At 57.9% G+C, this 23,750-nt stretch carries 23 protein-coding genes, 1 tRNA gene and 1 riboswitch; of the genes, 12 read left to right on the plus strand and 12 right to left on the minus strand.

All coding sequences use genetic code 11. From position 1 onward, the window contains the following. Window positions 1–7 precede the first annotated feature (7 nt). Window positions 8–102: riboswitch (TPP riboswitch) on the plus strand. The 5 genes from thiM to VJ369_RS18620 all read left to right on the plus strand — a co-directional run bounded on the left by thiM (window position 92) and on the right by VJ369_RS18620 (window position 5,923). Then, a complete protein-coding gene (thiM, locus tag VJ369_RS18600) occupies window positions 92–886 on the plus strand; it encodes a hydroxyethylthiazole kinase (protein WP_324093490.1) in 795 nt (264 codons plus the stop codon). Its footprint overlaps the riboswitch before it by 11 nt. Beyond that, window positions 879–1,520 carry a thiamine phosphate synthase gene (gene thiE, locus VJ369_RS18605; RefSeq protein ID WP_324093491.1) on the plus strand — a complete coding sequence of 214 codons (642 nt, stop codon included), beginning with the start codon at window positions 879–881 and terminating at the stop codon, window positions 1,518–1,520. The genes thiM and thiE overlap by 8 nt, the downstream gene beginning before the upstream one ends. After that, window positions 1,517–2,953: a bifunctional hydroxymethylpyrimidine kinase/phosphomethylpyrimidine kinase gene (thiD, locus tag VJ369_RS18610; protein WP_324093492.1), complete on the plus strand. Its 1,437-nt coding sequence runs from the start codon at window positions 1,517–1,519 to the stop codon at window positions 2,951–2,953. The genes thiE and thiD overlap by 4 nt, the downstream gene beginning before the upstream one ends. A gap of 27 nt (window positions 2,954–2,980) precedes the next feature. Continuing rightward, window positions 2,981–4,252 (plus strand): uracil-xanthine permease family protein, encoded by a 1,272-nt coding sequence (locus tag VJ369_RS18615; protein WP_324093493.1) that lies wholly within the window; start codon window positions 2,981–2,983, stop codon window positions 4,250–4,252. Window positions 4,253–4,516: 264 nt separating this feature from the next. Further along, window positions 4,517–5,923 (plus strand): sugar porter family MFS transporter, encoded by a 1,407-nt coding sequence (locus tag VJ369_RS18620; RefSeq protein ID WP_324093494.1) that lies wholly within the window; start codon window positions 4,517–4,519, stop codon window positions 5,921–5,923. Window positions 5,924–5,987: 64 nt separating this feature from the next. Here the strand turns inward: VJ369_RS18620 and VJ369_RS18625 are convergent, their stop codons facing one another. Further along, window positions 5,988–9,170, minus strand: a complete 3,183-nt coding sequence (locus VJ369_RS18625; RefSeq protein ID WP_324093495.1) for an HAD-IA family hydrolase — start codon at window positions 9,168–9,170, stop codon at window positions 5,988–5,990. Between the two features lie 91 nt (window positions 9,171–9,261). Here VJ369_RS18625 and VJ369_RS18630 point away from each other — a divergent pair, with 91 nt between their 5' ends. Continuing rightward, window positions 9,262–10,239: a hypothetical protein gene (locus VJ369_RS18630; protein WP_324093496.1), complete on the plus strand. Its 978-nt coding sequence runs from the start codon at window positions 9,262–9,264 to the stop codon at window positions 10,237–10,239. Window positions 10,240–10,304: 65 nt separating this feature from the next. Here VJ369_RS18630 and VJ369_RS18635 read toward each other — a convergent pair whose 3' ends face one another. The 9 genes from VJ369_RS18635 to VJ369_RS18675 form a co-directional block, all read right to left on the minus strand. After that, the gene (locus tag VJ369_RS18635) at window positions 10,305–11,027 is read right to left on the minus strand and encodes a glycerophosphodiester phosphodiesterase family protein (RefSeq protein ID WP_324093497.1); all 723 of its coding nucleotides are present in this window, start codon (window positions 11,025–11,027) and stop codon (window positions 10,305–10,307) included. After that, entirely contained in the window at window positions 11,024–11,818 is a 795-nt protein-coding gene (locus VJ369_RS18640) for an HAD family hydrolase (protein ID WP_105676315.1), read from the minus strand. The genes VJ369_RS18635 and VJ369_RS18640 overlap by 4 nt, the downstream gene beginning before the upstream one ends. Continuing rightward, window positions 11,815–12,720, minus strand: coding sequence for a PfkB family carbohydrate kinase (locus VJ369_RS18645; RefSeq protein WP_324093498.1), 906 nt, complete (start codon window positions 12,718–12,720; stop codon window positions 11,815–11,817). The genes VJ369_RS18640 and VJ369_RS18645 overlap by 4 nt, the downstream gene beginning before the upstream one ends. Then, on the minus strand, window positions 12,717–13,391 hold the full coding sequence (locus VJ369_RS18650) for an alpha/beta fold hydrolase (protein ID WP_324093499.1): 675 nt from the start codon (window positions 13,389–13,391) through the stop codon (window positions 12,717–12,719). The genes VJ369_RS18645 and VJ369_RS18650 overlap by 4 nt, the downstream gene beginning before the upstream one ends. 2 nt (window positions 13,392–13,393) lie before the next feature. Continuing rightward, window positions 13,394–14,182: an enoyl-CoA hydratase/isomerase family protein gene (locus tag VJ369_RS18655; protein ID WP_324093500.1), complete on the minus strand. Its 789-nt coding sequence runs from the start codon at window positions 14,180–14,182 to the stop codon at window positions 13,394–13,396. Window positions 14,183–14,224: 42 nt separating this feature from the next. Then, the gene (locus VJ369_RS18660; protein WP_324093501.1) at window positions 14,225–14,944 is read right to left on the minus strand and encodes a LysR family transcriptional regulator substrate-binding protein; all 720 of its coding nucleotides are present in this window, start codon (window positions 14,942–14,944) and stop codon (window positions 14,225–14,227) included. Between the two features lie 95 nt (window positions 14,945–15,039). Then, on the minus strand, window positions 15,040–15,474 hold the full coding sequence (locus tag VJ369_RS18665) for a universal stress protein (protein ID WP_324093502.1): 435 nt from the start codon (window positions 15,472–15,474) through the stop codon (window positions 15,040–15,042). 77 nt (window positions 15,475–15,551) lie between these two features. Then, complete coding sequence (locus tag VJ369_RS18670) at window positions 15,552–16,250, minus strand: dienelactone hydrolase family protein (RefSeq protein ID WP_324093503.1); 699 nt, start codon at window positions 16,248–16,250, stop codon at window positions 15,552–15,554. Window positions 16,251–16,342: 92 nt separating this feature from the next. Then, window positions 16,343–17,302: a nucleoside hydrolase gene (locus VJ369_RS18675; RefSeq protein ID WP_324093504.1), complete on the minus strand. Its 960-nt coding sequence runs from the start codon at window positions 17,300–17,302 to the stop codon at window positions 16,343–16,345. Between the two features lie 139 nt (window positions 17,303–17,441). Between VJ369_RS18675 and VJ369_RS18680 the strand changes: the two genes are divergently transcribed. Continuing rightward, entirely contained in the window at window positions 17,442–18,485 is a 1,044-nt protein-coding gene (locus VJ369_RS18680) for a LacI family DNA-binding transcriptional regulator (protein WP_324093505.1), read from the plus strand. On the opposite strand, the gene VJ369_RS18685 is transcribed toward VJ369_RS18680, so the two are convergent. Next, on the minus strand, window positions 18,486–19,001 hold the full coding sequence (locus VJ369_RS18685; RefSeq protein WP_324093506.1) for a YdeI/OmpD-associated family protein: 516 nt from the start codon (window positions 18,999–19,001) through the stop codon (window positions 18,486–18,488). It lies immediately after the preceding gene. A gap of 202 nt (window positions 19,002–19,203) precedes the next feature. On the opposite strand from VJ369_RS18685, the gene VJ369_RS18690 reads away from it, so the two are divergent. Genes VJ369_RS18690 through VJ369_RS18700 form a run of 3 tightly spaced genes read left to right on the plus strand, consistent with a single transcriptional unit; the run spans window position 19,204 to window position 22,015 of the window. Beyond that, the gene (locus VJ369_RS18690; RefSeq protein ID WP_324093508.1) at window positions 19,204–20,271 is read left to right on the plus strand and encodes an LLM class flavin-dependent oxidoreductase; all 1,068 of its coding nucleotides are present in this window, start codon (window positions 19,204–19,206) and stop codon (window positions 20,269–20,271) included. Then, complete coding sequence (locus tag VJ369_RS18695) at window positions 20,268–20,948, plus strand: NADPH-dependent F420 reductase (protein WP_324093509.1); 681 nt, start codon at window positions 20,268–20,270, stop codon at window positions 20,946–20,948. The genes VJ369_RS18690 and VJ369_RS18695 overlap by 4 nt, the downstream gene beginning before the upstream one ends. Before the next feature lie 2 nt (window positions 20,949–20,950). Next, complete coding sequence (locus VJ369_RS18700; protein ID WP_324093510.1) at window positions 20,951–22,015, plus strand: NAD(P)/FAD-dependent oxidoreductase; 1,065 nt, start codon at window positions 20,951–20,953, stop codon at window positions 22,013–22,015. A 79-nt stretch (window positions 22,016–22,094) separates the two neighbouring features. Here the strand turns inward: VJ369_RS18700 and VJ369_RS18705 are convergent. Beyond that, a tRNA-Leu gene (locus VJ369_RS18705) sits at window positions 22,095–22,178 on the minus strand. A gap of 269 nt (window positions 22,179–22,447) precedes the next feature. Here VJ369_RS18705 and VJ369_RS18710 point away from each other — a divergent pair. Then, window positions 22,448–23,272 (plus strand): DUF3662 and FHA domain-containing protein, encoded by an 825-nt coding sequence (locus VJ369_RS18710; protein WP_324093511.1) that lies wholly within the window; start codon window positions 22,448–22,450, stop codon window positions 23,270–23,272. After that, complete coding sequence (locus tag VJ369_RS18715) at window positions 23,269–23,748, plus strand: FHA domain-containing protein FhaB/FipA (protein ID WP_324093512.1); 480 nt, start codon at window positions 23,269–23,271, stop codon at window positions 23,746–23,748. Before VJ369_RS18710 ends, VJ369_RS18715 begins: the two co-directional genes overlap by 4 nt. The last annotated feature ends 2 nt before the right edge of the window (window positions 23,749–23,750 follow it).

Consider the following 23,750-nt stretch of genomic DNA (forward strand, 5'->3'; position numbering starts at 1 on the left):
CGCTCGACTCAGTGACACGGGGTGTCGGATTCACCGACTGAGATGAGACCCGTCGAACCTGAACTAGTTCAAACTAGCGGAGGGATGTCGCATGACTCTCGTGACCGTTGCCCAAAAATATCGGCAGCAATCGCCCTTGGTGTTTTGCCTGACCAACACCGTGGTCACAAATTTCACCGCCAACGTACTGCTTGCTTCCGGCGCTTCACCAGCGATGACAGACCTTCCTGGAGAGGCCGGTCCATTCGCCGCGGTAGCGTCCGCGGTATTGGTAAATCTGGGGACGCCGAGCACCGAACAACTACATGCAATGGACGAAGCGGTGCACGGTGCGTCCAAAGCTGGGACACCGTGGGTATTGGATCCTGTGGCGGTGGGCGCCTTGCCGGTGCGCACCGAATTCGCCCGGAAGATCCTTGCCCACCGTCCCACACTGATCCGCGGCAATGCCTCAGAAATCCTCGCGCTGGCTGGATATCAGTCCACCGGGCGCGGAGTAGATGCGCAGGACACCGTATCCGCAGCGATCAGCGCAGGACGTGAACTTGCCCAGAATTACGGGAGCGTGGTGGCAATTTCTGGGGCAGCCGACGCGATTATTGATGCCAATCGCACCACCTTGGTCCATAGCAATGGCATCGGCCTCACCGGGATAACCGGCGGTGGGTGCGCACTGGGAGCGGTGTGTGCCGGCATGCTGGCGATCACCGATGACCCTTTTAAAGCAACCATCGCAGCTCACGGCATGTATGGGTTGGCCGCCGAGAAGGCGCTAGCGCTCAGCCGAGGTCCGGGAAGCTTTGCCTCGGCCTTCCTCGACGAGCTTTCGCTATTTGCCCCGGAAGAACTGCTCAATCTGCGCCTCCAGGAGGCAAACCATGCGTGATCTCGGAATTTACCTCGTGGCCAACACCCAAAGCTGCCAGCCACACAGCACCCTAGAAGTTATCGAGTCAGCGGTAGCCGCTGGCGTTCAATGGGTGCAGTTGCGCGCCAAAGACGAAAGTGCCCGCGAATTTTTCGAACTGACCTGTGCCGCAGCGCAGCTCACCGCTGGCAAGGCAGAACTACTGGTCAACGATCGGATTGACGTGTTTTTGGCAGCTCGCGCCGCCGGCGCAGCGGTGACAGGAATTCACATCGGCCAGAAGGATATTTCGGTTTCTTACGCCCGGCAGATCATTGGTGAGGGAATCATCGGACTGAGCGCCTCCACCGATGAACAGCTTGCTCACGCCAATGACCAGGCGCAGTACCTGGACTATTTGGGGGTCGGCGCGATTCGCGCTACTCCCACCAAAAAGGACCACCCGACCCCACTGGGTTTAGCTGGATTTTCCCGCGCAGCGGCACTGACTACACTGCCCTGTGTGGCCATCGGTTCACTCACCGCAGCCGATGTGCCAGCCCTGAAAACCGGCGCGGCAGCCGGTATGGCAGTAGTGCGCGCCATCTGCTCCGCCGAGGATCCGCATTCGGCGAGCGCCGAACTGCTCAGCATTTGGGAGGCAACCAATTGAGTCCAAACATCCTTTCCATCGCCGGATCCGACCCGTCCGGGGGTGCCGGGATCCAGGCAGATCTGAAGACCATCGGCGCCAATGGCGGATACGGCATGTGCGTGATTACCGCACTCACCGCACAAAACACTCAGGGTGTGGACGCGGTGCTGCCCATTGATGCGCAGTTCGTGGCCAAACAGCTCACCTCGGTATCCCAGGACGTGCACATCGATGCGGTTAAGATCGGGATGCTGGCAAATTCGCAGATTGCTGCGGCGGTGGCTACCTGGTTAGAAACGCTCAGCGCCCCGGTGGTGTTGGATCCGGTGATGATCGCCACCAGTGGGGACCGGCTGCTGGAAAGCGATTCGGCCTTGGACGCGTTGTTAACCCGAGCAGATGTGCTCACCCCGAATACTGCGGAACTCGCCGCGCTGCTCGGCGAGGAACAGGTCAGCAACTGGGAAGAGCTGGTGGCACAGTCTGGACGCCTGGCTGCTAAATATTCGGTACTGGTGGTAGCCAAGGGCGGGCATCTTCCCGGAGACAGGTGCCCCGATGCATTGGTTGGTCCCGAGGGATTGATCGCCAGTTTTGATGGGCAACGGCTGTCCACCAAAAACACCCACGGTACCGGTTGTACCCTGTCTAGCGCACTGGCCACACAGTATGCACTGCTCGGCGACTGGGCCACCGCACTGGGAGCAGCCAAAAACTACCTTCATGCGGCGATTGCCGCGGCCGATCAGCTCACCGTAGGCAGTGGGCACGGCCCGGTGAATCACTTCGCCGCGCTGCTGCCGCACCCCTCGCACAATCCCATGGCGCGGTGGTGGGAAGATCTCTCAGAGCTCCGTGCAGGAATTGATGAACTGGAATTCATTACCCAGCTATCGGCGGGGACCTTGGAGCGTGGGCGGTTTGAATATTATCTGGCACAAGACGCCCTCTACCTGCAGCGTTACGCGCAGGTTCTGACACAGGCGAGTACGCTCGCCCCCGGCATCGAGGCACAACGGTTCTGGGCTAAGGGTGCGCAGGGGATCTTGGAAGAAGAATTGCAGTTGCACCGCAGTCAGTTGCGTAATTTATCTCCCGAACCCAGTGCCACCACGTTGAACTACGTCAACCACCTAAGTTCCTGCGCAGGAAACTACGCGGAACTGATCGCCGCGATTCTGCCGTGCTATTGGATCTATCAGGACATTGGCCACCGGCTGAGTGCCGCGAACCATCCAGGTCATCGTTATGAGAGCTGGCTGTCCACCTATAGCTCGGTCGACTTTGATGAGGCCACGGCGCAGGCAATTAACCTGGTGGCTGAGGCGTGGCACCTGGCGGATCGTGATACCCGGGACCGGATGTGGAATGCGTTCAGGCGTTCGGCCGAACATGAGCTGTCATTCTTCGCGCAGGCGCACCTGCAGGGCGTAGACTTTTCTACGGCCTAAACGCGGGCCCGGATTCTGGAGGAACGCATGAAGTGGAGCATTCACGGCAACGGGAAGACCATCACCGAAGGTGAGGTTGTTGCCCCGGATGAGCGGCTGCATTGGCCGCAGACCATTTCCATCGGTGTTCAGCATATTCTGGCGATGTTTGGCGCCAGCATTCTGGTACCAACGTTGACCGGTTTCCCGGTGACTACGACCTTGCTGTTTACCGGTGTCGCAACCATTATCTTCTTGCTGATGACCAAGAATAAGGTGCCTAGCTATTTGGGTTCCTCCTTCGCACTCATTGCCCCGGTGACCGCCGCGACCGTCGGTGACGATTTCTCTGCGGCGCTGGGCGGCATCGTGATGACCGGCACAGCCCTCTTTATTGTCGGTGTGATCGTAGCGAAGACCGGTACCCGCTGGATTCACTCACTCATGCCCCCAGTGGTGATGGGAACCATCGTCGCGCTGATCGGGCTGAACCTGGCCAGCGCTACCCTCGCACCGATGCGCGACTTCCCGGCCACTACCTTCTTAACCGTGCTCGCGGTGGTGCTGGCTACCGTTGCATTTAAGGGTTTACTAGGCCGCTTGTCCATTTTGGTGGGACTGGTCATCGGCTACTTAATTGCATTGGTTCAAGGTCAGGTGGATTTCACCCCGGTAGGCCAGGCAGCGTGGCTGGGCCTGCCCGCATTCCACACTCCGAGTTTCGACTTTAATGTGGCACTGATGTTCCTGCCGGCGGTCTTTGTGTTGATTGCGGAGAATATCGGTCACGTGCGCACCGTGGGTCTGATGACCGGCAAGGATTTGTCGAAGTTCAACGGCCGCGCCTTGATGGCCGACGGCATCGGCACCGTGGTGGCAGGCGTTGGCGGCGGTTCTGCGACGACTACCTATGCGGAAAACATCGGCGTCATGGCAGCCTCGCGGGTCTATTCCACCGCTGCTTATTGGGTGGCCGCAATTGCCGCCATGGCATTGGCCTTCCTGCCGAAATTCGGCGCGTTGATCAACACCGTTCCGGTGGGAGTTATCGGCGGACTGGGAATCGTGCTGTACGGCATGATCGGTATCGTTGGTGCCCGCTTGTGGATCGAGGCGAAGGTTGATTTTGGCAACCCGATCAACCTGATGACCGCCGGTACCGGCCTGATCATTGCGATCGCAGTGACCAAGGACTTGGTCTTTGGGCAATTCCAGATGGGCGGCATTGCCTTGGGCACGATCGCTACACTGGTCGTTTTCCACCTGATGAGCACCGTGGCGAAACTTCGCGGGACCGATCCGGCAGAACTTGACGCGTAGCTGGAAAAGACTCGGCAAACCGGCACTGTGGCGAAGCTCACGGTGCCGGTTTGCTTTAATCTCAAACCCGCGCCGGGTTTTGCTCGCCTGACGGAATTTCGCATGAATTCGGGGTTGGTGTGCAGGGATTCGGAGCAGCGTCGATCCAAATTGTAAGGATTCTTTCCTATTTATGACGCGAGTCGCATTCAAGAGGTTTTATTGGAGGGAAAAACAAGCCAGAGTTCTTTGCGGCACTGCCTATTGGCGATAGCATGAATGCTTGTGACTGCGACTACATCTGACGGAAAGATCTCCGCGCGACTCATCTTCATAGCCCTCGGCGCTGCCCTTGGCGGTTTTGTTTTCGGCTATGACTCTTCAATTGTTAACGGCACGGTAGACGCCGTGGAACACGAATTCGGGCTCAACCCGGTGACCATTGGTTTCACCGTGTCTTGTGCCCTGCTCGGTGCGGCTATTGGTGCCTGGATCGCCGGAATGGTCTCCGAACGCGTCGGCCGAGTGCGCACCATGGTGATTGCCTCCGCGATGCTTTTGGTGTCCGCGCTGGGCTGCGGCCTCTGCTTCAGCGAGGTCGACCTGATCATCTGGCGCATCGTCGGCGGCATTGGCGTCGGCTTCGCCTCGGTTATCGCTCCGGCCTATATCGCCGAGATTTCTCCGGCACAGCACCGCGGACGCTTGGGCTCCATGCAGCAGATGGCCATCGTGCTAGGTATCTTCGTGGCCTTCTTGATCAGCGCGCTGCTGGTCTTTGTCATGGGTTCGGCAGACGCTATCGGCTGGCTCGGCTTGGCAGCCTGGCGCTGGATGTACCTGTCCTTGGCGATCCCGGCGATCATTTACGGGCTGCTCGCGCTGCGCCTGCCGGAATCCCCGCGTTATCTGGTTGAACGTGGCCGTTTTGTTGAAGCCGCTACCGTACTAACCCGCGATATGGGCATGGATCCGGGTCAAGCCACGGAAGCTAAAATCGAAGAAATTCGTACCACCGTGCACGTCGAACGCCGTCAGGTGTTCAAAGACCTCCTGGGCCGTTTCGGATTCCATCCACTGGTCTGGGTGGGCATCCTGCTCTCGGTTTTCCAGCAGTTTGTCGGCATCAACGTGATCTTCTATTACTCCACCACGCTGTGGAAGTCCGTCGGTTTCGCAGAGTCTGACTCGTTCACCATCTCGCTGATTACCTCGGTGACCAACGTGCTTGCCACCATTATTGCGGTGCTGCTGATCGACGTCTTGGGCCGCAAGCTGCTGCTGATGATCGGCTCCACGCTCATGACCTTGTCATTGGGCATGATGGCTATCGCATTCGCGCAGTCGGTCACCATTGACGGGGCAGTATCACTGCCTGGTAACTGGGGCATCATCGCACTGGTCTCCGCGAACCTGTTCGTAGTCGGCTTCGGAGCGACCTGGGGCCCTGCGGTTTGGGTCTTGCTTGGAGAAATCTTCCCGAACTCTATTCGCGCGTTGGCTCTCGGTGTGGCCGCCTCCGCTCAGTGGATCGCCAACTTCGTCGTGTCCACTACCTTCCCCTCCCTGGCCGAGGCCGGACTGGCGTTGGCCTACGGCATTTACGCCTTCTTCGCGTTACTCTCATTGATCTTCGTGTTCTTCATGGTCAAGGAGACCAAGGGCCGTCAGCTCGAAGAGATGACCCTGTAATACACGCATAACCCTCGAGGAGGAGAAGTCGGGCGAGCACCAAGCGGTGCCCACCCGGCTTTTTCTATTTCCACGGCTTGTGCGGCACATCCACTCCGGCATCACGCTGCAAGGAAAGCACATGTTCTAAGCTGGGACGCCCGGAAAGCTGCGGGCCTTGATCGGCCAGGGGCACCCGTTGGCTCTGGCCTGGCTCTAGCACAATCTCTTGTCCTCGTACCCAAACGCTTTGTTGCCGCGCTCCGGTCAGGGTGAACTCAATCCATGAGGATTTAACCTGCACCTTGATCACCGAACCGTTAAATATCAGTTGGAAACCAATGGATTTCCATACCCTTGGCAACCGTGGGTCGAATTCCAGCTTTTGATTATCGTCGCGTAGCCCAGCGAACCCGTTGACCAGCGCCGCCCACACTCCACCGGTGGAAGCCACATGCACCCCGTCAGCGGTATTTCCATGAAGGTTTTCCAGATCCACGTTTAGCGCATGCTCAAAGTAATCAAATGCCAACTCACGATAGCCGACCTCGGCCGCAAGAATTGACTGTACCGTCGCCGAAAGCGTCGAGTCCCCGGTAGTCAACGGGTCATAGTAGTTGAAGTCAGCGAGTTTCTGTTCTGCGGTGAAATCGCTAGAACGCAACCAGAGCGCAAGCACCGTATCGGCCTGCTTAATGACTTGGAAACGGTAAATAACCAGCGGGTGGTAATGCAGCAGCAACGGACGTTTATCGGCGCCGCTGGCAGCTAAATCCCAAACCTCGCGGTTCAGGAAATGGTCATCTTGCGGGTGGATTCCTACCGCATCCGAATAAGGAATATGAATTCGCTCGGCCGCCAGCTGCCAGGTATCGATCTCGGAATCTTCCAGTTCCAGGCGCTGCGTCAATTGCGCATAAAATTCCGGACGGCGACTAGCCAATTCGCCTAGCAGCTGGGCCGAACGCCGGAGGTTAAAGCGCGCCATGACGTTGGTGTAGGTATTGTCGTTGACCACCGCGGTGTACTCGTCCGGACCGGTCACCCCATGGATATGGAAACTACGCTGGTCACCCGAGCCGCGCCAGAACCCCAACGAGGCCCACATGCGCGCGGTGCCAATGAGAATCTCGGCCCCGCCTGCCTCGAGGAACTCGTCGTCACAGGCGGCGAAAAGGTAGCGGTTCAGCGAATACACCACGTCCGCGTTGATGTGATACTGCGCGGTACCCGCTGGGTAGTAGGCGCTGGCTTCTTCGCCGTTGATGGTGCGCCAAGGGAAAAGCAGCCCCTCCTCGTTCATGGTGCGCGCTCTACGAATCGATGCCGGGATCATCGAAATGCGGGCGCGCAGGGTATTACGCGCCCACTGCTGGTTCGTGTAGGTCAAGAATGGCAGCACATAAATTTCGGTGTCCCAGAAGTAATGGCCGGAGTACCCGTTACCGCTCACTCCCTTGGCGCTGATCCCCAGACCGTCGGCTCTGGCCGACGCCTGAGCCAATTGAAAGAGATTCCAACGGATCTTCCGCTGCAAGGCTGGGTCATCACTATCGACCAGCACGTCACTGCGCTGCCAGTACGACTTCATAAAGGCCCGCTGGGTGCGGAAGTGTTCATCGATTCCACGAGGCACCAGGTGATCCAGTGCGCGAGTGGAGCGTTGCAGCATTTCTTGGGCTGGGTGTCGGCGCGACGAATGATACACAGCAAATTTTGAGACGCGCAGCCCCTGTCCCGCATCGAGGTTTGCGCTTGAAACCTCATCCGCACGGTTCGGCTGCGCGGTACGTTCGGTGTGGACCTGTGCGCTGGCCCCACCGGTACTTTCTACCCGGTGTTCCATGACCGCCGCAACGGACATCTGGGAACCTGATACGTGGTAGGACAAACCGAGCTGAGCACCCTGAGAGATATGCCCCGCGGGATGCAACGGGTTATCCGAAGATTCATCTGATTTGCGTGGGTCCTTGCCAGAATCTACTTCGGCTGGCGACGACACCTCGGGTTCCGAACGATACCCAATCAGCGAAGACTGCACCAGCACATGTGCAGGTTCATCGAGCAGGCGCACATGCAGGTCAGTTACCGCCAGGTGCCGGTCGCTGAAGGAAATCATGGTTCGCTCGGTCACCGCGACCCGATGGCCCTCAGCCGTCCGCCAGAGGGTCTGGGAAATCAGCGTTCCTTCACGGAAATCAAGACGCAGGTCATCACGGATCATCTCGGTACGCCCCACCTCGAGCGCCTCATCGTTGATGAACACGCGCAGCGTGCGGAAATCCGGGGCGCTGATCATCGTCTGCCCGGTCTCGGCCAGCCCGAAAGCGCTTTCGGCGTGGCGGATCTGCCAGGTCTCATGCAGCCCGTTGATGAAGGTACCGGCCACTTGTTCCCCGAGTCCAACCTGCGCCGCTCTAGCTCCAAGGAAACCGTTGCCTAAGGCGAAGACGGTGTCTTGGGCCCCAGTATGGTCACGTTCGCTGTCTCGGGTGATTGACCAAGGGTCAAAGGTCCAGGCTTGAATCGCCAAGGATGAGACCAATTCGCTCAGGTCTTCGACGACGAAGTCTGCGCCGGCGGCTAAGAGCTGCTCGGCGTTATCTTCTCGGGCTACACCGACGACCATAAAGCCCCCGGCGCGGGCTGCTTTTACTCCGCTGCTGGCATCTTCGATCACCACACACTCTTCCGGACGCCAGCCAAGGTCTTTGGCGGTGGCTAGAAAGGTGTCCGGAGCCGGTTTACCGGCTAGCTGGCGGGCTTCCGCCTCGCGGCCGCCCATGACTGTTGAGAAGTACGGCGAAAGCCCGGCGGCTTCCAGCACCGCATTGGCGTTACGTGAGGAGGAAACCACCGCAACGTCCAGACCGACTTTCAGTGCCTGTTGCAGGTAGTCGCTGGAACCCGGGTAAGGTCCGATGCCATCTCGTTCCAGCACGGTGGTGAACACCGCATTTTTGAGATTACCCAGAGCGCAGACCGAATTGGTGCCCTGAAGGTCGGCCGGGTCACCATAGGGGAGCGAAATATTTCGGGAGGCAAGCACCGCGCTCACCCCTTCGTAGCGCGGTCTGCCGTCGAGCAGGTCGAAATAGTCTTGTTCCGTGTAGGACGGCACACCCGGATGTTCTTGGGTGAAAAATTCTGTGAAGAGTTCCCTCCAGGCGGCGCGGTGCAGCAGCGCGGTCGGAGTGAGTACACCATCCAAATCAAAAAGGACGGCCTTAAAATCACGGTGCCGGTAGGTCGGACGGGTAGCGTTCACGATCGAAATCCTTCGAAAGAGGGCAATGAATGGCCGTAGTCCCCACCGTAGCAAGTGATTGCACTTGCATCGACATACTACGATAAGGAATGTGGCTCAGTGGATAGATGTATGGAATAGCGAGCAATGGCGTGAAGAAGCCGCCGGCTGGATCGATGAGGCCTGCGCGGCTTACGGCATCGAGCGTGTTGCAGGACCGGACTTTTGGCCGGCTTCTCTGCATCAGATCTCGGCGTTGGTAGGTACCGACGCGGCAGATCTGGTGTTTAGCACAAACGCGCCTGGTTTGACGGCGGAGGCCGCCATTACGATTACCGCCGGTGAATTACTTCCGGACCGTGTGGTGATGCCTTTGGCAATCGACCGCGTGGCCGGTTATATGCTTTCCCCCGACTTCGGTCATACCTTGGCAGATCTCAAAGACAGTGTCGAAAATTGGCAGTTGGCGCTGGCCTCGCTCGGTTCTTTCCAGGTTGCACTGATGGGCAACGAAGAGGCCTTCTTTGACGTGGGCATGCCGGTGGTAGATCCGCAGTTCCTGCCAGAACAATTTGAGCAGGCCTTGAGCATGCATGTCTCGCTTGGTGTCCAACATCCATTACATCTGGATCCGCAGCAAGCCGATGAGCTGCACCGTCATATCACCACACTCTCCGACGCCTGTGCGGCCTTGCATCGGGGCCCGGTTCCGTTGAGCTTGGAACACGGAGCCTTCGACTTAGCCCAGGCAGTGGTTCCCGCCGAGCAAGGTCAGCAAGCACGGATCATTAACTTTGCAGCCGCACACTGGGCTCACCCTTTCTCTTCGTTGGCCGCCCCGCTGGCTGCCATGACCCAGACCTGGAATTGCCGAACCGATGACGAACGAGTCATGCGAGTACTAGGTGCCTACCTAGAGGAATTTGCTGCCTACGGTAACGCCGATGAGCTTTACGATCTGATTGCTCCGGCTTGTCTGGTTGCGCCACTATCCCAGCATGAAACCTGGTTGCGGTTACTCCTTGACGCAAGCGAGGAGCAGCTCCAAGAACACGCACCAGTGGTCTTAGATACTCTTTCGGTACGCTAAAAAGCATTAAACGGCCTGGCGCGGAATTTAATATTCCGCGCCAGACTTATATGCAGATCAGATCCTTATTTCTTAGCTAAAACCTGCAGCAGCAGTTCGGCGTCATCGCTCATAATGGCGTCAACTTTTTTCTCAATCAGCGCACGCATGGTCGACTCATCGTCGATAACCCAGACATGGACCTGCAAACCAGCGCGCTGTACCGCCTTGATAAACCTGAGTGTAACCACGGGTAATACCCCGTACTTCATTGGCACCTGGACCGCCCAAAACTCGTGGGCAAGGCTCCGGGGAATCCGCCCCAGAAGAGTCGCACATAGCCAGATTAGCGCCATCTGCCGCATGCCGGGGGAACGCCGGACTGGGGCGGAAATTAGGTGCTGCACCGCGGCACTGCGCGCGCTATCAAAAGAGGCCAGCGCGATCTGCCGGTGACATCCAAGTTCCTCGATGAGCTTGGCCAGTGGGGCGATTACCCGCTCGTCTTTGACATCGATGTTGAGCACAGCGTTGGGGAAGCTGCCAAGTAATTCGCGGAGTGTGCACAGCGGTTGATCTCCGGCTCGCACCATAGACAGCTCTTCGTCGGTACGCTCATGCAATGGCCCCTGAGCATTGGTCACCCTATCTAATGTTTCGTCGTGGAAGGCATAGACGGTTCCATCCTTGGAGACGCGTACATCCGTTTCCAAATGCGTGATTCCCAGATCCCAGGCCCGCTGAAAGGCGATGAGTGTATTCTCTTCATCGCCGAACCGAATGCCGCGATGCGTGAATGCATAGGTCATTTCAGCAGCTTCTCGATCACCTGCGCGACACCGTCTGCCTCAATGGTGTCCGCGGTGTGCTGCGCGGTGGCCAGGGCCAATGGATGGCCCGAGGCCATCGCGTAACCATGGCCGGCGTATTCGAGCATCTCCAAGTCGTTGGGCATATCCCCGAAGGCCATCACCTCATCGGCGCTGATCCCCAATTCACGGCAGTACACGTCTAAAGTGGTGGCCTTGTGGATGTCTACATGCGCCATCTCCAGCAACGAGACCCCGAAGGCCGAGTGGGTGACCGAGAGTAGCTGAGCTAATTCTGGAGCCACAGCGGCGTAGAAATCATCGATAGGCAGCGACTTGGACCTGGCCAAAAACTTGACGATACCCTCTTCATCAATGGCTTCCGAGTTCAGATCCAAGACAGATTGGCTTCCCAAAGTACGATTTTGTTCGGCAAAGTTCGCCCCAAGATGCAATCCACGCGTGGTTTCCGCGGCAAAAGCAGCGTTCGGTTCATGTTCCAGGATAATCTGCTCCGCCTGTTTGGCGGTAGCCGCGGAGAGAGTCCGCGACCAGATGACTCGGTCTTGTTCCAGATCGTAGAGTACGGCGCCGTTAGAGCAGATCACAGTGCCCATGCCTCCAAAGGCTTCGATAATGGGCGTAAGCCAGCGAAACGGCCTGCCGGTCACAAAAACGATGTGAATACCGGCATCCCGAGCGTCTAGAAACGCGCGGCGGGTACGTTCGCTGATATTCCCTTCGCGGTCCACAATGGTGCCATCTAGATCAGAGGCGATCAGTTTAATCATGAAAGTTCCCCGCGGTGCGGCGGGTTCGCCCCGGCGCGGCCAACCGTTACCGACGCCGCGTGAGCGGCAAAAATCAGTGCCTGCTCCAACTGGTGAGCTTCTAGGAGCGCAAGTTTTTCACGGTTTGCGGCTCCGATCATCCCGCGTTCGGCAAGCCAGCATAAGAGAGCAGCGGTAAACGTATCTCCGGCGCCAACAGTGTCGGTTACCTCTACCGATGGGGCACTGTATTCAGCCTCACCGGCACGCACCACACCCCAGGATCCACGTGATCCGGCGGTGGCCACAACGATGGCTGGGCCCATCGCCAACCAGGCCCGAGCAGACTCATGCACCGAACGCATCGGGTAGAGCCATTTCAAATCGATTCCGGAGACACGCACCACGTCGGCTTGGCCGACATAACGTTCGACTTCTGCGACGGTTTGCCCGTGGTTTGTCACCAGCGACGGGCGCAGGTTCGGATCGTAGCTGATGGTGGCGTGAGAGCGGGCCGCGGCCAGCAACGGGAGCAGTTCGGCCGGGCTGAAGAGTGTAGCTATGGAGCCGGTGTGCACTAGTTCGGTGTCTTGGGCGAGTTCTGGACCCACCGTTGGCATCTGCCAAAAAGCATTAAATGCGAAGGTTGCTCCGCCGGCTGGATCCAAAATGCCGTGGGCAATCACCGTCGGCTCATCGTCGGCACCGCCAAGGTATTTGACGTTATTTGCTGACAGGAAACGCTCGATACTCGCACCCTTATCATCGTGTCCCCAGCGGGTGATGAGCGTACCGGGGTACCCGAGCCGGGCCAACGCGACGGCAACGTTGAGCGGGCTTCCGCCCACAAATTCTTGCGCCGGGGCGATTCCTGAGGCCAATACGTCGACTAGTGCCTCGCCAATGACCGTCGGGTTCATCATGCTCCTTTGTAATGCAGCGGGTACAGCTGTTTAACGCATGCCTCCCACTGGTGGCTTGACGGATCGATCCAGCTGAAATGGTCGCCGTCAAAAATGCGCAGGGTGTGCTGCTGACCCAGCGCGGCGGCATGGTCTGCCGCACGCCGTGCAATTTTCACCGGAACATCTGTATCGGCCCGTCCATGAAAGATTACGACACGTGCTGGCATCGGCCATAATTCCACGGGGTTCACCGAGGACAAATCGGCGTCGCCGAGCATCTCATCTACCGCATCATTGCTCAACCGCAAGGTTTTAGCCAGCTGCAAATCCAATAGTCCGGCCTGCGAAATGACCTGCGTGACGCGATCTTCGTGCGCTGCAAGCAATGAGGCTAAATGCCCGCCGGCAGAATGACCAATGATCGTGATCGGGCCTTCTTCTTTGATCAGCGCGAGCGCGAGTCGGGCATCTGCCAGCATCTGCGCTGCGCTGCCCGGCCCACGCCGGTATTCAAGGTTATAACTGGGGATACCTCGAGCGGCCAGGTCCATGGCCAGTGCCTCACCGAGCTGCGCGGTGTATTTTTCGCGCCAATATCCGCCATGAATGATCATCACCGCGCCAAGCGCGGTGACCTGTTCCGGCGCATAAAAGCGCAGCCACTGATCATGATGCGCCCCGTAATGCATGGTTAGTTTCCGGGGAAATCTGCGGCGCGTTTCTCGACAAAGGCGGCGCGGCCTTCCACGGAATCAGCGGTGTTAAACGCTTCGGTAAAGCTCTGCGCCTCGATCTTCAGTCCATCATGAACGTTCAGTGCATCCATGGTGACCATCGCGCGCTTTGCGTTGGCTACGGCCATGGGGGAAACCTTCGTCAGCTCATCGATGGTGGCCACCGCCTGAGCAAGCAGTTCTTCCGGAGCCAGCACACGATTAACCAGACCAATACGCAGTGCCTCGGCCGCCTTGATACGGCGACCGGTGAAGATCAACTCACGCGCCATCGCGTTGCCTACTCGACGCGGTAGTCGAACCGATCCGCCAAAGCCTGGCACCAGGCCCAAGGTCACTTCTGGCTGGCCGAAGCTGGCACGCTCCGAGGCGTAAATGAAGTCACAGGCCAGGGCGAGTTCACAGCCGCCGCCGAGGGCAAAACCGTTAACCGCGGCGATTACCGGAATCTGCAGGGATTCTAGTCGTTCGGTGAGCACATGCATCCGGCGTCCGTAAGCCAAAGCCGCATCGGCGTCCATGGAGTTCATCTGGACAATATTTGCCCCCGCGACAAATGCTTTTTCTCCGGCTCCGGTGAGCACCACGCCGCGGTGCTTGAACTCGCTGGTTTCAAGGTAGTCCACCGCGCGCTCGAGATCCGCGACTACCTCCAAGGCCAGCGCGTTCATTGAGGCCGGCTGATTGACGGTCAGGATGAGGGCTGCGCCCTGCGTGGTCATGGTGAGGGTATCAAATTGCTCCATGCTGATCACTCTCTCATGTTGCACGCTTGCCTGACTAGGAAATTACCGGCGTTTGCCAGATTTTGCCCCGCCACTGCGGGCCTTAGCCTTGGCTTTCTTTTCCTGTTTGGCGCGCGCTTTCGCTTTATCCTTCGCCGCAGCGCGCAATTTATCGTTGCGTTCTTTAGCTACCTGCTGGGTGTTGCGCACCGAAGCTTGGCGTGAAGAGTTTGCCCCGCGTCCTCGCACAATGCCGATAAATTCATCAACCAGCTCAGAATCTTCAAGTCCGGTTGGCCACGCGATGCCGATATGTGTGGTGTTTCCACCCTCAATTTCCCGGTACACCACGTCTTTGCGCTGATAGAGCCTGGCGATGCTCTGCGGAACTCGCAAGACCTGCGCCCCGGAGGCAACAACCTCCATCGCGGTGGGCACCCCGCCGGCTTCCTCGGGGTATTCGCTTAAGTTCAGTTGTGGAAATTTCGCGGCGTCCGCTTCGGGAATCGACTCTTCGTAGTACTCAACATCGTGGTCTTTGGCCGCGCAGACGACCTCGAGCTCGTCATAGAGCGGAATCAAGTGACGTGTCTCGTCCTTGGGCGAGGATCCCTCATAGCGCACAAACACCGCGTCAGCCTGATCGTTGGCCAGAAGTTCAAGGATGCCGTCACCGTCGTAGCGGGTCGCTGCCAGGGCTACCTGCGGGTAGCGCTCGGTGAACCGATCCATCCATTTACCCGGGGTGACGCCTGCTACGTAGGAAATTCGAAGTGTGTGCACGGTTAAATCCTACTGGTCTTTGAGGCGTGATCGATCCGATTAACGCGGTACGGCGGGCTCGGATTACTCCGTGCCCGCCGCAGCTGAAAATTAAACTACTTGCCGTCGGTCTTGACTACAAGTACATCGCATGGAGCCGAGTGGGCTACCGAGGAAGCAACCGAGCCGAGCACGCGGCCCAGACCCTTCATGCCTACGTTGCCCACGACGATCATCGAGGCACCGCGCTCGGTGGCGTCGGAGATCAATACGTCACCTGGCTTACCGTGACCGGCAGCTGCGCTGATCTTCACGCCAGGTACGGCGTTGCGCACGTCGTTGGCCACACGCTGAGCCAGCTTGCGGGCCTGCTCTGCGTCGTCCAAGATCCAGGTGTCGCTACCGATGGAAACTACTTCGGTGTTATCCGAAGCGTGTGCGGTGAGCACGATCAATTCGGCGTCGATCTTCACTGCGAGCTCGGCTGCACGGCGGGCCGCACGCTGTGCGGTTTCGGAACCGTCAACACCAACGAGGATGATTTCTGACATTATTTCTCCTTGAATAGGGATTGCTTCGTAAGTATTTCGAGGCAGACACCAACTGTGATGCCTACCACTTTATGCGCTTAGTTGGCTTTTTGTCGCAAAAAGTCTACGGCGCGCTGCCAGGCGAGGGCGGCAAGCTGTGCGTCGTAGTTTCCCGCAGGATTTTCATCGTTGTGGAAAGCGTGCTTGCCGTCGTAGTAAAAGTACTGAACTTCGGCCCCGGATTCTAAGCGAATCTGTTCTTCCTGAGCCTTGGCATCCGCGACGGGGTATGAGTCGTCGAAGTTTGCGTAATGACCTTGAACCGCGGCGCGCACGCCACTGAAATCGTTGGGCACACCCTGCCCGACACCGTAAAACGGAACCGCGGCACTAATTTTTTCACCCTGCTGGGCTGCCAGCTGCAGGACAAAACCGCCACCCATGCAGAAACCAATAGTCCCTAGCTTGGTGCTGGTGACAGAATCGCTAGCCAAGAGGTAGTCGACCGCTCCGGAGAGTAATTCGGCACCTCGCTCTTCGGGCAGCTGCGACATCATCTGGCCGGCTTCTTCACCGTCATGCGCGATCGATCCGCCATAAAGGTCTGGCGCCAAGGCAACAAAACCCTGGGCGGCGAGGCGATCGGCGATATCGCGGATGTGGTCGGTCAGTCCCCACCATTCCTGAATGACGATCACGCCGGGGCCTTTACCGGATTCGGGAAGCGCAAGGTATCCGTGCGCCTGCGTTCCGGACGATTCAAAAGTTACGTTCTGGTGCGGGGTTTTGACTGCCACTTCGCCTCCTGAGCTGTATTTATCTCCAGTCTATGCATGCCGTAGATGCTTTGGCATTGACTACCATCACAATTTAAGACATTTTGCCTAGACTACGCTGTTAGATCGACCTCACCGATGCGCTCAAGTGAATCAACTACCAGATCCCAGAAACGTTCGTGGTCCAGATCAACTGCCACCGAAGTGTGGCAATCGTCGGCGGCCGGGGCGCGTAAATCGGCGACGGTCATGCCGAGGGTGAGCTCCCCACGCAGTTCAACACTGACCGGAGCACGCAGCGTGCGTACCACGGTTGGGTCAATGACATAGGCGACGGCGCAAGGGTCATGCACCGGAGGAGCGTCAAAGCCCTGATGATCCAGGTAGGCCTGCGCAAAGAAGTCCATCAATTCGCGAACGAATTTTGCCGGCCCCGTGCCGACCTTTTCGATGCGCTGCACCACTTCTTTGGTGGCAAGGGCCTGATGGGTGAGGTCCAGTCCGACCATGACCACCGGCCACTTTTCATTAAAGACGATATGGGCGGCTTCCGGGTCGATTTTGATGTTAAATTCGGCTACCGCGCTCCAGTTGCCCGTATGGTATCCGCCGCCCATCAGCACCACTTCGCGTACGCGCTCGACGATGCGCGGTTCGCGGCGGACCGCCAACGCGATATTTGTCAGCGCACCGGTGGGAACCAAGGTGATCTCCCCCGGCTCGTGAGTCATGATCAATTCAATAATCAGGTCTACCGCGTGGCGCTCATCAAGCACTATGCGTGAGGCCGGTTGAGCCGGACCATCCATGCCGGATTCGCCGTGGACCTCCGGGGCGTTTTCAATCTCGCGGACCAGCGGGCGGGGGCACCCGGCAGCGAAAGGTACACCGGTAATTCCGGCAATGGTTCCCACCACAAGCGCGTTATCGGTGACTTTCTCCAGGGTTTGATTACCTACCACGGTCGTTACCGCGAGCAATTCGATCTGCGGGTTGCCGTGCGCCAATAAGATAGCGACCGCGTCATCGTGCCCCGGATCGCAGTCAAGGATGATCTTGCGTGGTGTGCTCATGTACGCCCCTGGTCCCGTCCGATAACTAGATATCGGGAGTTAGATGGTTATTGAGCCTAATTCTTCCCGCTCAAACCCTAGCAGTCAAGCGCTTAACTAAAAGGCTTGCGCACACCCGCCCGCACACTAGGATGGAGCCATGAACAATGCTGATTCGCCGAACGAACCACGCCCAGCGCGCAAGGTCACCGCGGCTATGGTCGCAGCTCACGCAGGAGTTTCCACGGCGACAGTTTCTCTCGTGGCCAATGGAAAGTCCGCCGGCCGAGTCTCCAAGCGCAATGAGGAACGGGTTCGCGAAGCAATACGCGAGCTCGGATACTACGTAGATAGCATCGGTAGTTCGCTGGCCCGCGGGGTTAGTTCGCTGGTCATCTTGGTTGCCCCGGATATTTCAAACCCATTCTTTGCAAAGCTCATTGCAGGTGTGCGCGGAGTTCTTGGCGAGGATTATCAGCTGCTGCTTTCGGTCACCGACGCCGGCTTATCCCCCAGCGCTACGGAAATCAGACGGTTGCTCGGATTACGCCCCGCTGGCCTGCTGGTCCATGCACCCACACCGTTGTTCTTATCCGAACTTTCCAGTCCGTTACCGTTGATTGCACTGGACGCACCAGATGCCCCGGAACACATCCCGTCGGTTAACTTTGATGTACTCCAAGGTGCCCACGATGTGGCAGCGCACCTCGCCGCACAAGGGCATCGCAAGGTTGGCTATTTGGATGCAACTACCGGTACCGCCACACTGCGTATGCGACGTGAAGCATTCTTAAGCGCCGCCGCACAGCTCGGAATGCAGGTTCCGGCAGTAGCTATCAGCTCTTCAACCATTGAAATGGGAGATGCTGCGGCAGCGTTCGCCGCCCACTGGGATGAATGGAAAGAATCCGGAATCACCGCGTTGGCCTGTGCCACCGACACCCATGCCTATGGTGTCCTGCAAGCTGCCAGCACCGCAGGTGTTCGGGTTCCGCAGGATTTAGCTGTCACCGGATTTGATGACTTGCCGTTTTCTACCGCCTCGCACCCGTCATTGACCAGTGTTCGTCTCGACGCACACAGTGTCGGGGTGCAGGCCGCCCAGGCACTGCGCCAATTGATCGACGGCACACCTTTGAAGGAGTCAAAACTTCAACTCTCCAGCCAGCTTATGGTGCGTGCCTCAAGCGGCGGAACCCAGTAGCTACTGGATCAGCTTGCCGCTTTTGGCAACCTCCGGATCCGTGCATGAGGACAGATCAAAACAACACGGCCGGCGCTTTCCGTCACGAAGTTTGGAAATACTCACCTGCACTCGACGCTCCCGAGTGACCGGGTTTTGCGTAGATTTCACCCAGCGTGCCCACTCCCATCTGGCCATGGGCGTCAGCCCGAGCCAAGTTTCATGTAGATCATCGGCATCCGCCAATGCGCCGGCAAGGTCTTGGGGAACGTTAACTTCCGGCCACGACTCGGCAATGGCGGCCGAAAGGCTCACCTCCTGTCCGGGGTGAAGATCAAGTACTTCGCCCGGAATCCAATGCCCCCGCCGGCCATCGGGCTCTACGACGACCATCTCTGTGGAGTTGAGCAATTGGACGGCAACTTGTCCGCGGCTAGGCAGGCTTTTGCTGGATTCCTCATCCAAGCGCAGAATCAGCCTGTCGCCGATCTGGTCAGCCAAACCGGTGAGCTCCACGATCTTCAGATCCTTTGACATGTCATCCCACTTTCTTTCGTCTTTGATTCTATGTCCCGCGTGGGCGCTCGATTGGCCCGGGTTAAGAACGGCACCTAAATTACACTTTTTCTGTGCGTGGCACCGCTGAGTCGTCTGCTGACCCTTGCTTATTGACACGTCAACCACTACGGCATATGCTTGACGTGTCAACTAAAAATGAAGTCTGCTAGGGAGCCCGAACATGGATGGCATCGAAAACATCGAATTTGGTATCGACACCTTCGGCGACGTACCGCGTGGCAAGGACGGTCAGCTCGTATCCTACGCTCAGGCAATCCGCGCCACGGTGGAGGAAGCTGTCCTCGCAGACCAGGTAGGCATAGATGTCGTAGCGGTGGGTGAACACCACCGCCCAGAGTTCGCAATTAGCACCCCGGAAACAGTTCTCGCAGGGATTGCGACGGCAACGAGCAATATTCGTCTCGCCTCCGGCGTGACCGTCTTATCCTCAGACGATCCGGTACGCGTTTTCCAGCGCTTCGCCACAGTTGATGCGCTGTCCAGTGGCCGAGCCGAAGTGATTCTAGGCCGCGGCTCATTCACCGAGTCCTTCCCGCTCTTCGGCTATGACATGGCCGATTATGACTTACTCTTCGACGAGAAGATTGACCTTTTCCACAAGCTACTCGACGAGAAGCCAGTGACTTGGCAGGGCACTACGCGCGCCTCCCTCAACGAGGCTGATGTCTTCCCGAAGACCGAGTCGGGACGTCTGAAAACATGGGTTGGTGTCGGCGGCTCCCCACAATCTGTCATTCGAACCGCGAACTACGGTTTTCGAATGATGCTCGCCGTCATCGGCGGCGCCCCTGACCGCTTCGCTCCCTACATTGATCTTTACCACCGGGCGAACGCGCAGCTAGGTCAGAGCTCGCCCTCGGTAGGTCTGCACTCTCCTGGATTTATTGCAGACACCGACGAGCAGGCCAAGGAAATCATCTTCGAAGACTATAAGAAAATGCGTGATCAGATCGGCGCCGAACGTGGTTGGTCTCCGATGCGTCGCGAAGAATTCGAGGCCGAAGCTGCCCATGGTTCGCTCTACATTGGCTCGCCCGAAACGGTGGCGCGCAAGATTGCCAAGACCATCGGCACCCTGGACATCGGACGCTTTGACCTGATCTACAGCGGCGGAGCGGTGCCCGCCAGCGATCGCTTGCGGGCCGTGGAACTCTACGGCACCAAGGTGATTCCACTGGTACGCGAAATGCTCGCCGACCAACCGGCAAATCAGAAGGCCACACGATGAACAACTCAAACACCACGATAGGGATTCTCGGTGCAGGAAAGGTCGGCACAGCCCTGGCCCGCCTCGCGTTAGCCGCCGGCTATCGTGTACTTATCGCAGGTTCCGGGGACCCAGCGAAGATCGCCCTGACCGTCGAAATTCTGACCCCCGGCGCGCAGCCGATGTCGTCGGCCGACGCCGCGGGTAACGCAGACATTGTCATTCTGGCGCTTCCGCTGGGTAAGTACCACACACTGCCCGTGGCGCAGCTGGCTGACAAACTAGTTATCGACACAATGAACTATTGGTGGGAAACCGATGGAATCCGCGAGGACCTGCGTGACCCACTGACCTCCACCAGCGAAATTGTGCAGGAATTCCTGCCACGCTCCCGTGTGGTCAAGGCGCTTAATCACATGGGATATCACGACCTTGAAGAAGAGTCGAAGCCCGCTGGCAGCAGCGGCCGCAAGGCGATTGCCATCGCCGGAGAACATCAGCTCCCAGAGGTCACCTCCCTGATCGACGCCCTTGGTTTCGACCCATTACTCATTGGATCGCTGGCAAACGGTGCACTCCTACAGCCAGGAAACCCCGCCTTCGGCGCTAACCTTCCGCAGGCACAGCTGGCGCAGAAGATCGACGAAGCGAACGTGAATTGGGATGGAATCCGAGAGCCGGTAAAGGAAACAAGCTAACCGTGGAAATTCTGGACAGCATTGTCATCGGCGCCGGACAGGCCGGATTATCGGCTTCCTATCACCTGAAACGCTTAGGTCTACGACACATTGTGCTCGATGCAAACAAAGCGCCCGGTGGAGCATGGCAGCACCGGTGGGACGCATTGACCATGCAGGACGTCCACGGTGTCGCCGAGCTACCGGATGCCATGCCACCAAAGCGCGACCTGAGACGGGCCAATGCGGCGGTACCTAAGTCCTTTGCAGACTACGAAAAAGAACATGAACTACCAATTATTCGGCCGGTCAACGTAACTAGCGTTACCGACGACGCGGGTACCTTACTGGTTCACGCTGGAAAGGAAATCTGGCGCACTCGCACCCTGATTAACGCGACAGGAACCTGGACACGCCCGTTCCTCCCGCACTACCCCGGGGTGGAAACATTTATCGGTGAGCAATTCCACACGGTGGCATACCCTGGCCCCGAATACTTTAGAGACAAACGAGTCTTGGTCGTGGGCGGCGGCGCATCGGCCGTGCAGTTTCTTGGTGCATTACGTCCAATTACCGACACGCTATGGGTCACACGCACCGAGCCAAATTGGCGAGCAGATACATTCGATTCCGATGAAGCACGGATTGCCGCGGTTGCGCTGGTGGAACAACGCGTCGCGCAGGGTTTGGCTCCACAAAGCGTGGTGAGCGTAACCGGACTCGCGCTACGCGCCCAAGAGCAGGAAGCCAAATCCCTCGGCGCTTATGAACGTCACCCAATGTTCACGTCGGTGGAGACCGACGGCGTACGCTGGGCCGACGGTCGCTTTGAACGAGTTGACGCGATCCTCTGGGCCACGGGATTCAGGCCCGCCATAGCTCACCTTGCCCCGCTGAAACTACGCAGTACCCACGGTGGTATCCAGCTAGACCGCGCGGGAAAGGGTACCGGATCAGTCCAGGATCCCCGCGTGCAGCTGGTCGGCTACGGACCTTCGGCAAGCACCATTGGCGCAAATCGAGCCGGACGATCCGCCGCACGCGGCGTCAAGCGGAATCTCGATAGCTTTTCTCAACTCCGCGCATGACCCACTGTCGACGCAGTGAATAGTTAAGAACAAATGTCCCGGAACATCGATCAAACGATGTTCCGGGACATTTCCCATGTGCGCGAAGGGGGACTTGAACCCCCACGCCCTTGCGAGCACTGGCACCTGAAGCCAGCGCGTCTACCAATTCCGCCATTCGCGCATGATTCCCGCTCTCGCGGCAACAAGAAATAGCTTACACGTTGTTTTTATTGATCGCCTAATCGAATCAACCCCATGTGCTCAGCACCACATGAAACCTTTTGACCAGTTGGTACGTTGAATCAGTTGCCTGTCTTTTCTTCAAGGATATTTCCGGGAATTGCACAGCTGAAAACAGTAAGATCGAGAATGACGTTCTGTGTCACAAGGACATTGAACCGAAATACCGGGCCTAAAAACGCCACGGACTACAGGAAAGGAGCACACGTAATGAGCTTTCTCGATAATGTCGAACGAGGCTTAGAGAAGGTCGTCACCAGCTTCTTTCGTGGGAACAGCACCGCAGACATCAAGCCAGTCGAACTAACCACCGCGCTGCGCAATGAAATGGATCGCGGAATTCTAGCGATCAGTGAAGGTCGCAGCCTTGCTCCGAACGACTTCGTCGTGTCGTTGAGCACTAAAGATTTTGACACCGCCAAAGCGTGGGGATCCCCCGTAGTCAACGAGATGGCTAAGGTCACCGCGGAACACGCCGTCACCCAGGGATACTCGATTCAGGGAAAGATCATGATTCATTTCGTGAATTCTCAAGAACTCAAGGCCGGCGAAGTGGAGGTTGCAGGATCCGTCAAGGATTCAGGTGCAAATCCGGTCGCGGCTGCCCCTGTGAAGCCTCAGGCGCCGATGGCAGTACCAACGCGTGATGCCGCAACGCCAACACCGCAGACCACCGCACAACCTCGACCTACCGCGAAGCCAGCAGCCTCGGCCGCCGCGCCACTTGCCAAACAAGCGGTAGTTGAAGTTAATGGACAGCGCTTCGCGCTCAATCACCACTCGATCGTGCTTGGCCGTTCGGCCAGCACCGATATTCCGGTAGACGACACGGGAGTTTCCCGTCAGCATATTCGAGTAGAGCAGAAGTCTCCGGGCTCCTATGTGGTCACCGATCTCGGCTCAACCAACGGCACCTACGTTGACGGTAAGAAGATTTCCACACAGACGCGTATATTGGACGGTTCAATCATTACTATTGGACAGACCAAGATAGTTTTTCGCCTAATTACGCCTAGCAACGGAGGCCGTGCATGAATGATCTCGTTCTCAGCCTGTTCCGCCTTGGCTTCCTCGTCCTGATTTGGTTACTCGTTTTGAGCATTGTTGGCGCTATGCGCCGCGACCTAGTAATTGGTGCTCGGGCACGTACCGGCGCACCCAGTGCCAGGGCTTTGAAGAAGAATCCAGAACTTGCCGAACCTGAGGTCAGTACACGCAAGACAGCTAGCACCTTACACATTGTGGAGGGCCCGCTAGCCGGACGCAGCATACCTCTGCAGGGAGAACCTATTATGTTCGGTCGCGCGCAAGACGCCACCGTGGTTCTCGAAGATGACTATGCTTCGGGCCGTCACGCACGCCTTTTCCCTCAGGGGTCACGGTGGTTTATCGAGGATCTAGGCTCTACCAACGGCACCTTTGTTGGCGATAGTCAGCTCACTCGTGCACAGCCAGTTGAACCGGGACAGCGAATCCGCATCGGGAAGACTGTTCTGGAATTGAAGGCCTAGCC

This window comes from Glutamicibacter sp., from assembly GCF_035257265.1.
GTDB lineage: Bacteria > Actinomycetota > Actinomycetes > Actinomycetales > Micrococcaceae > Glutamicibacter.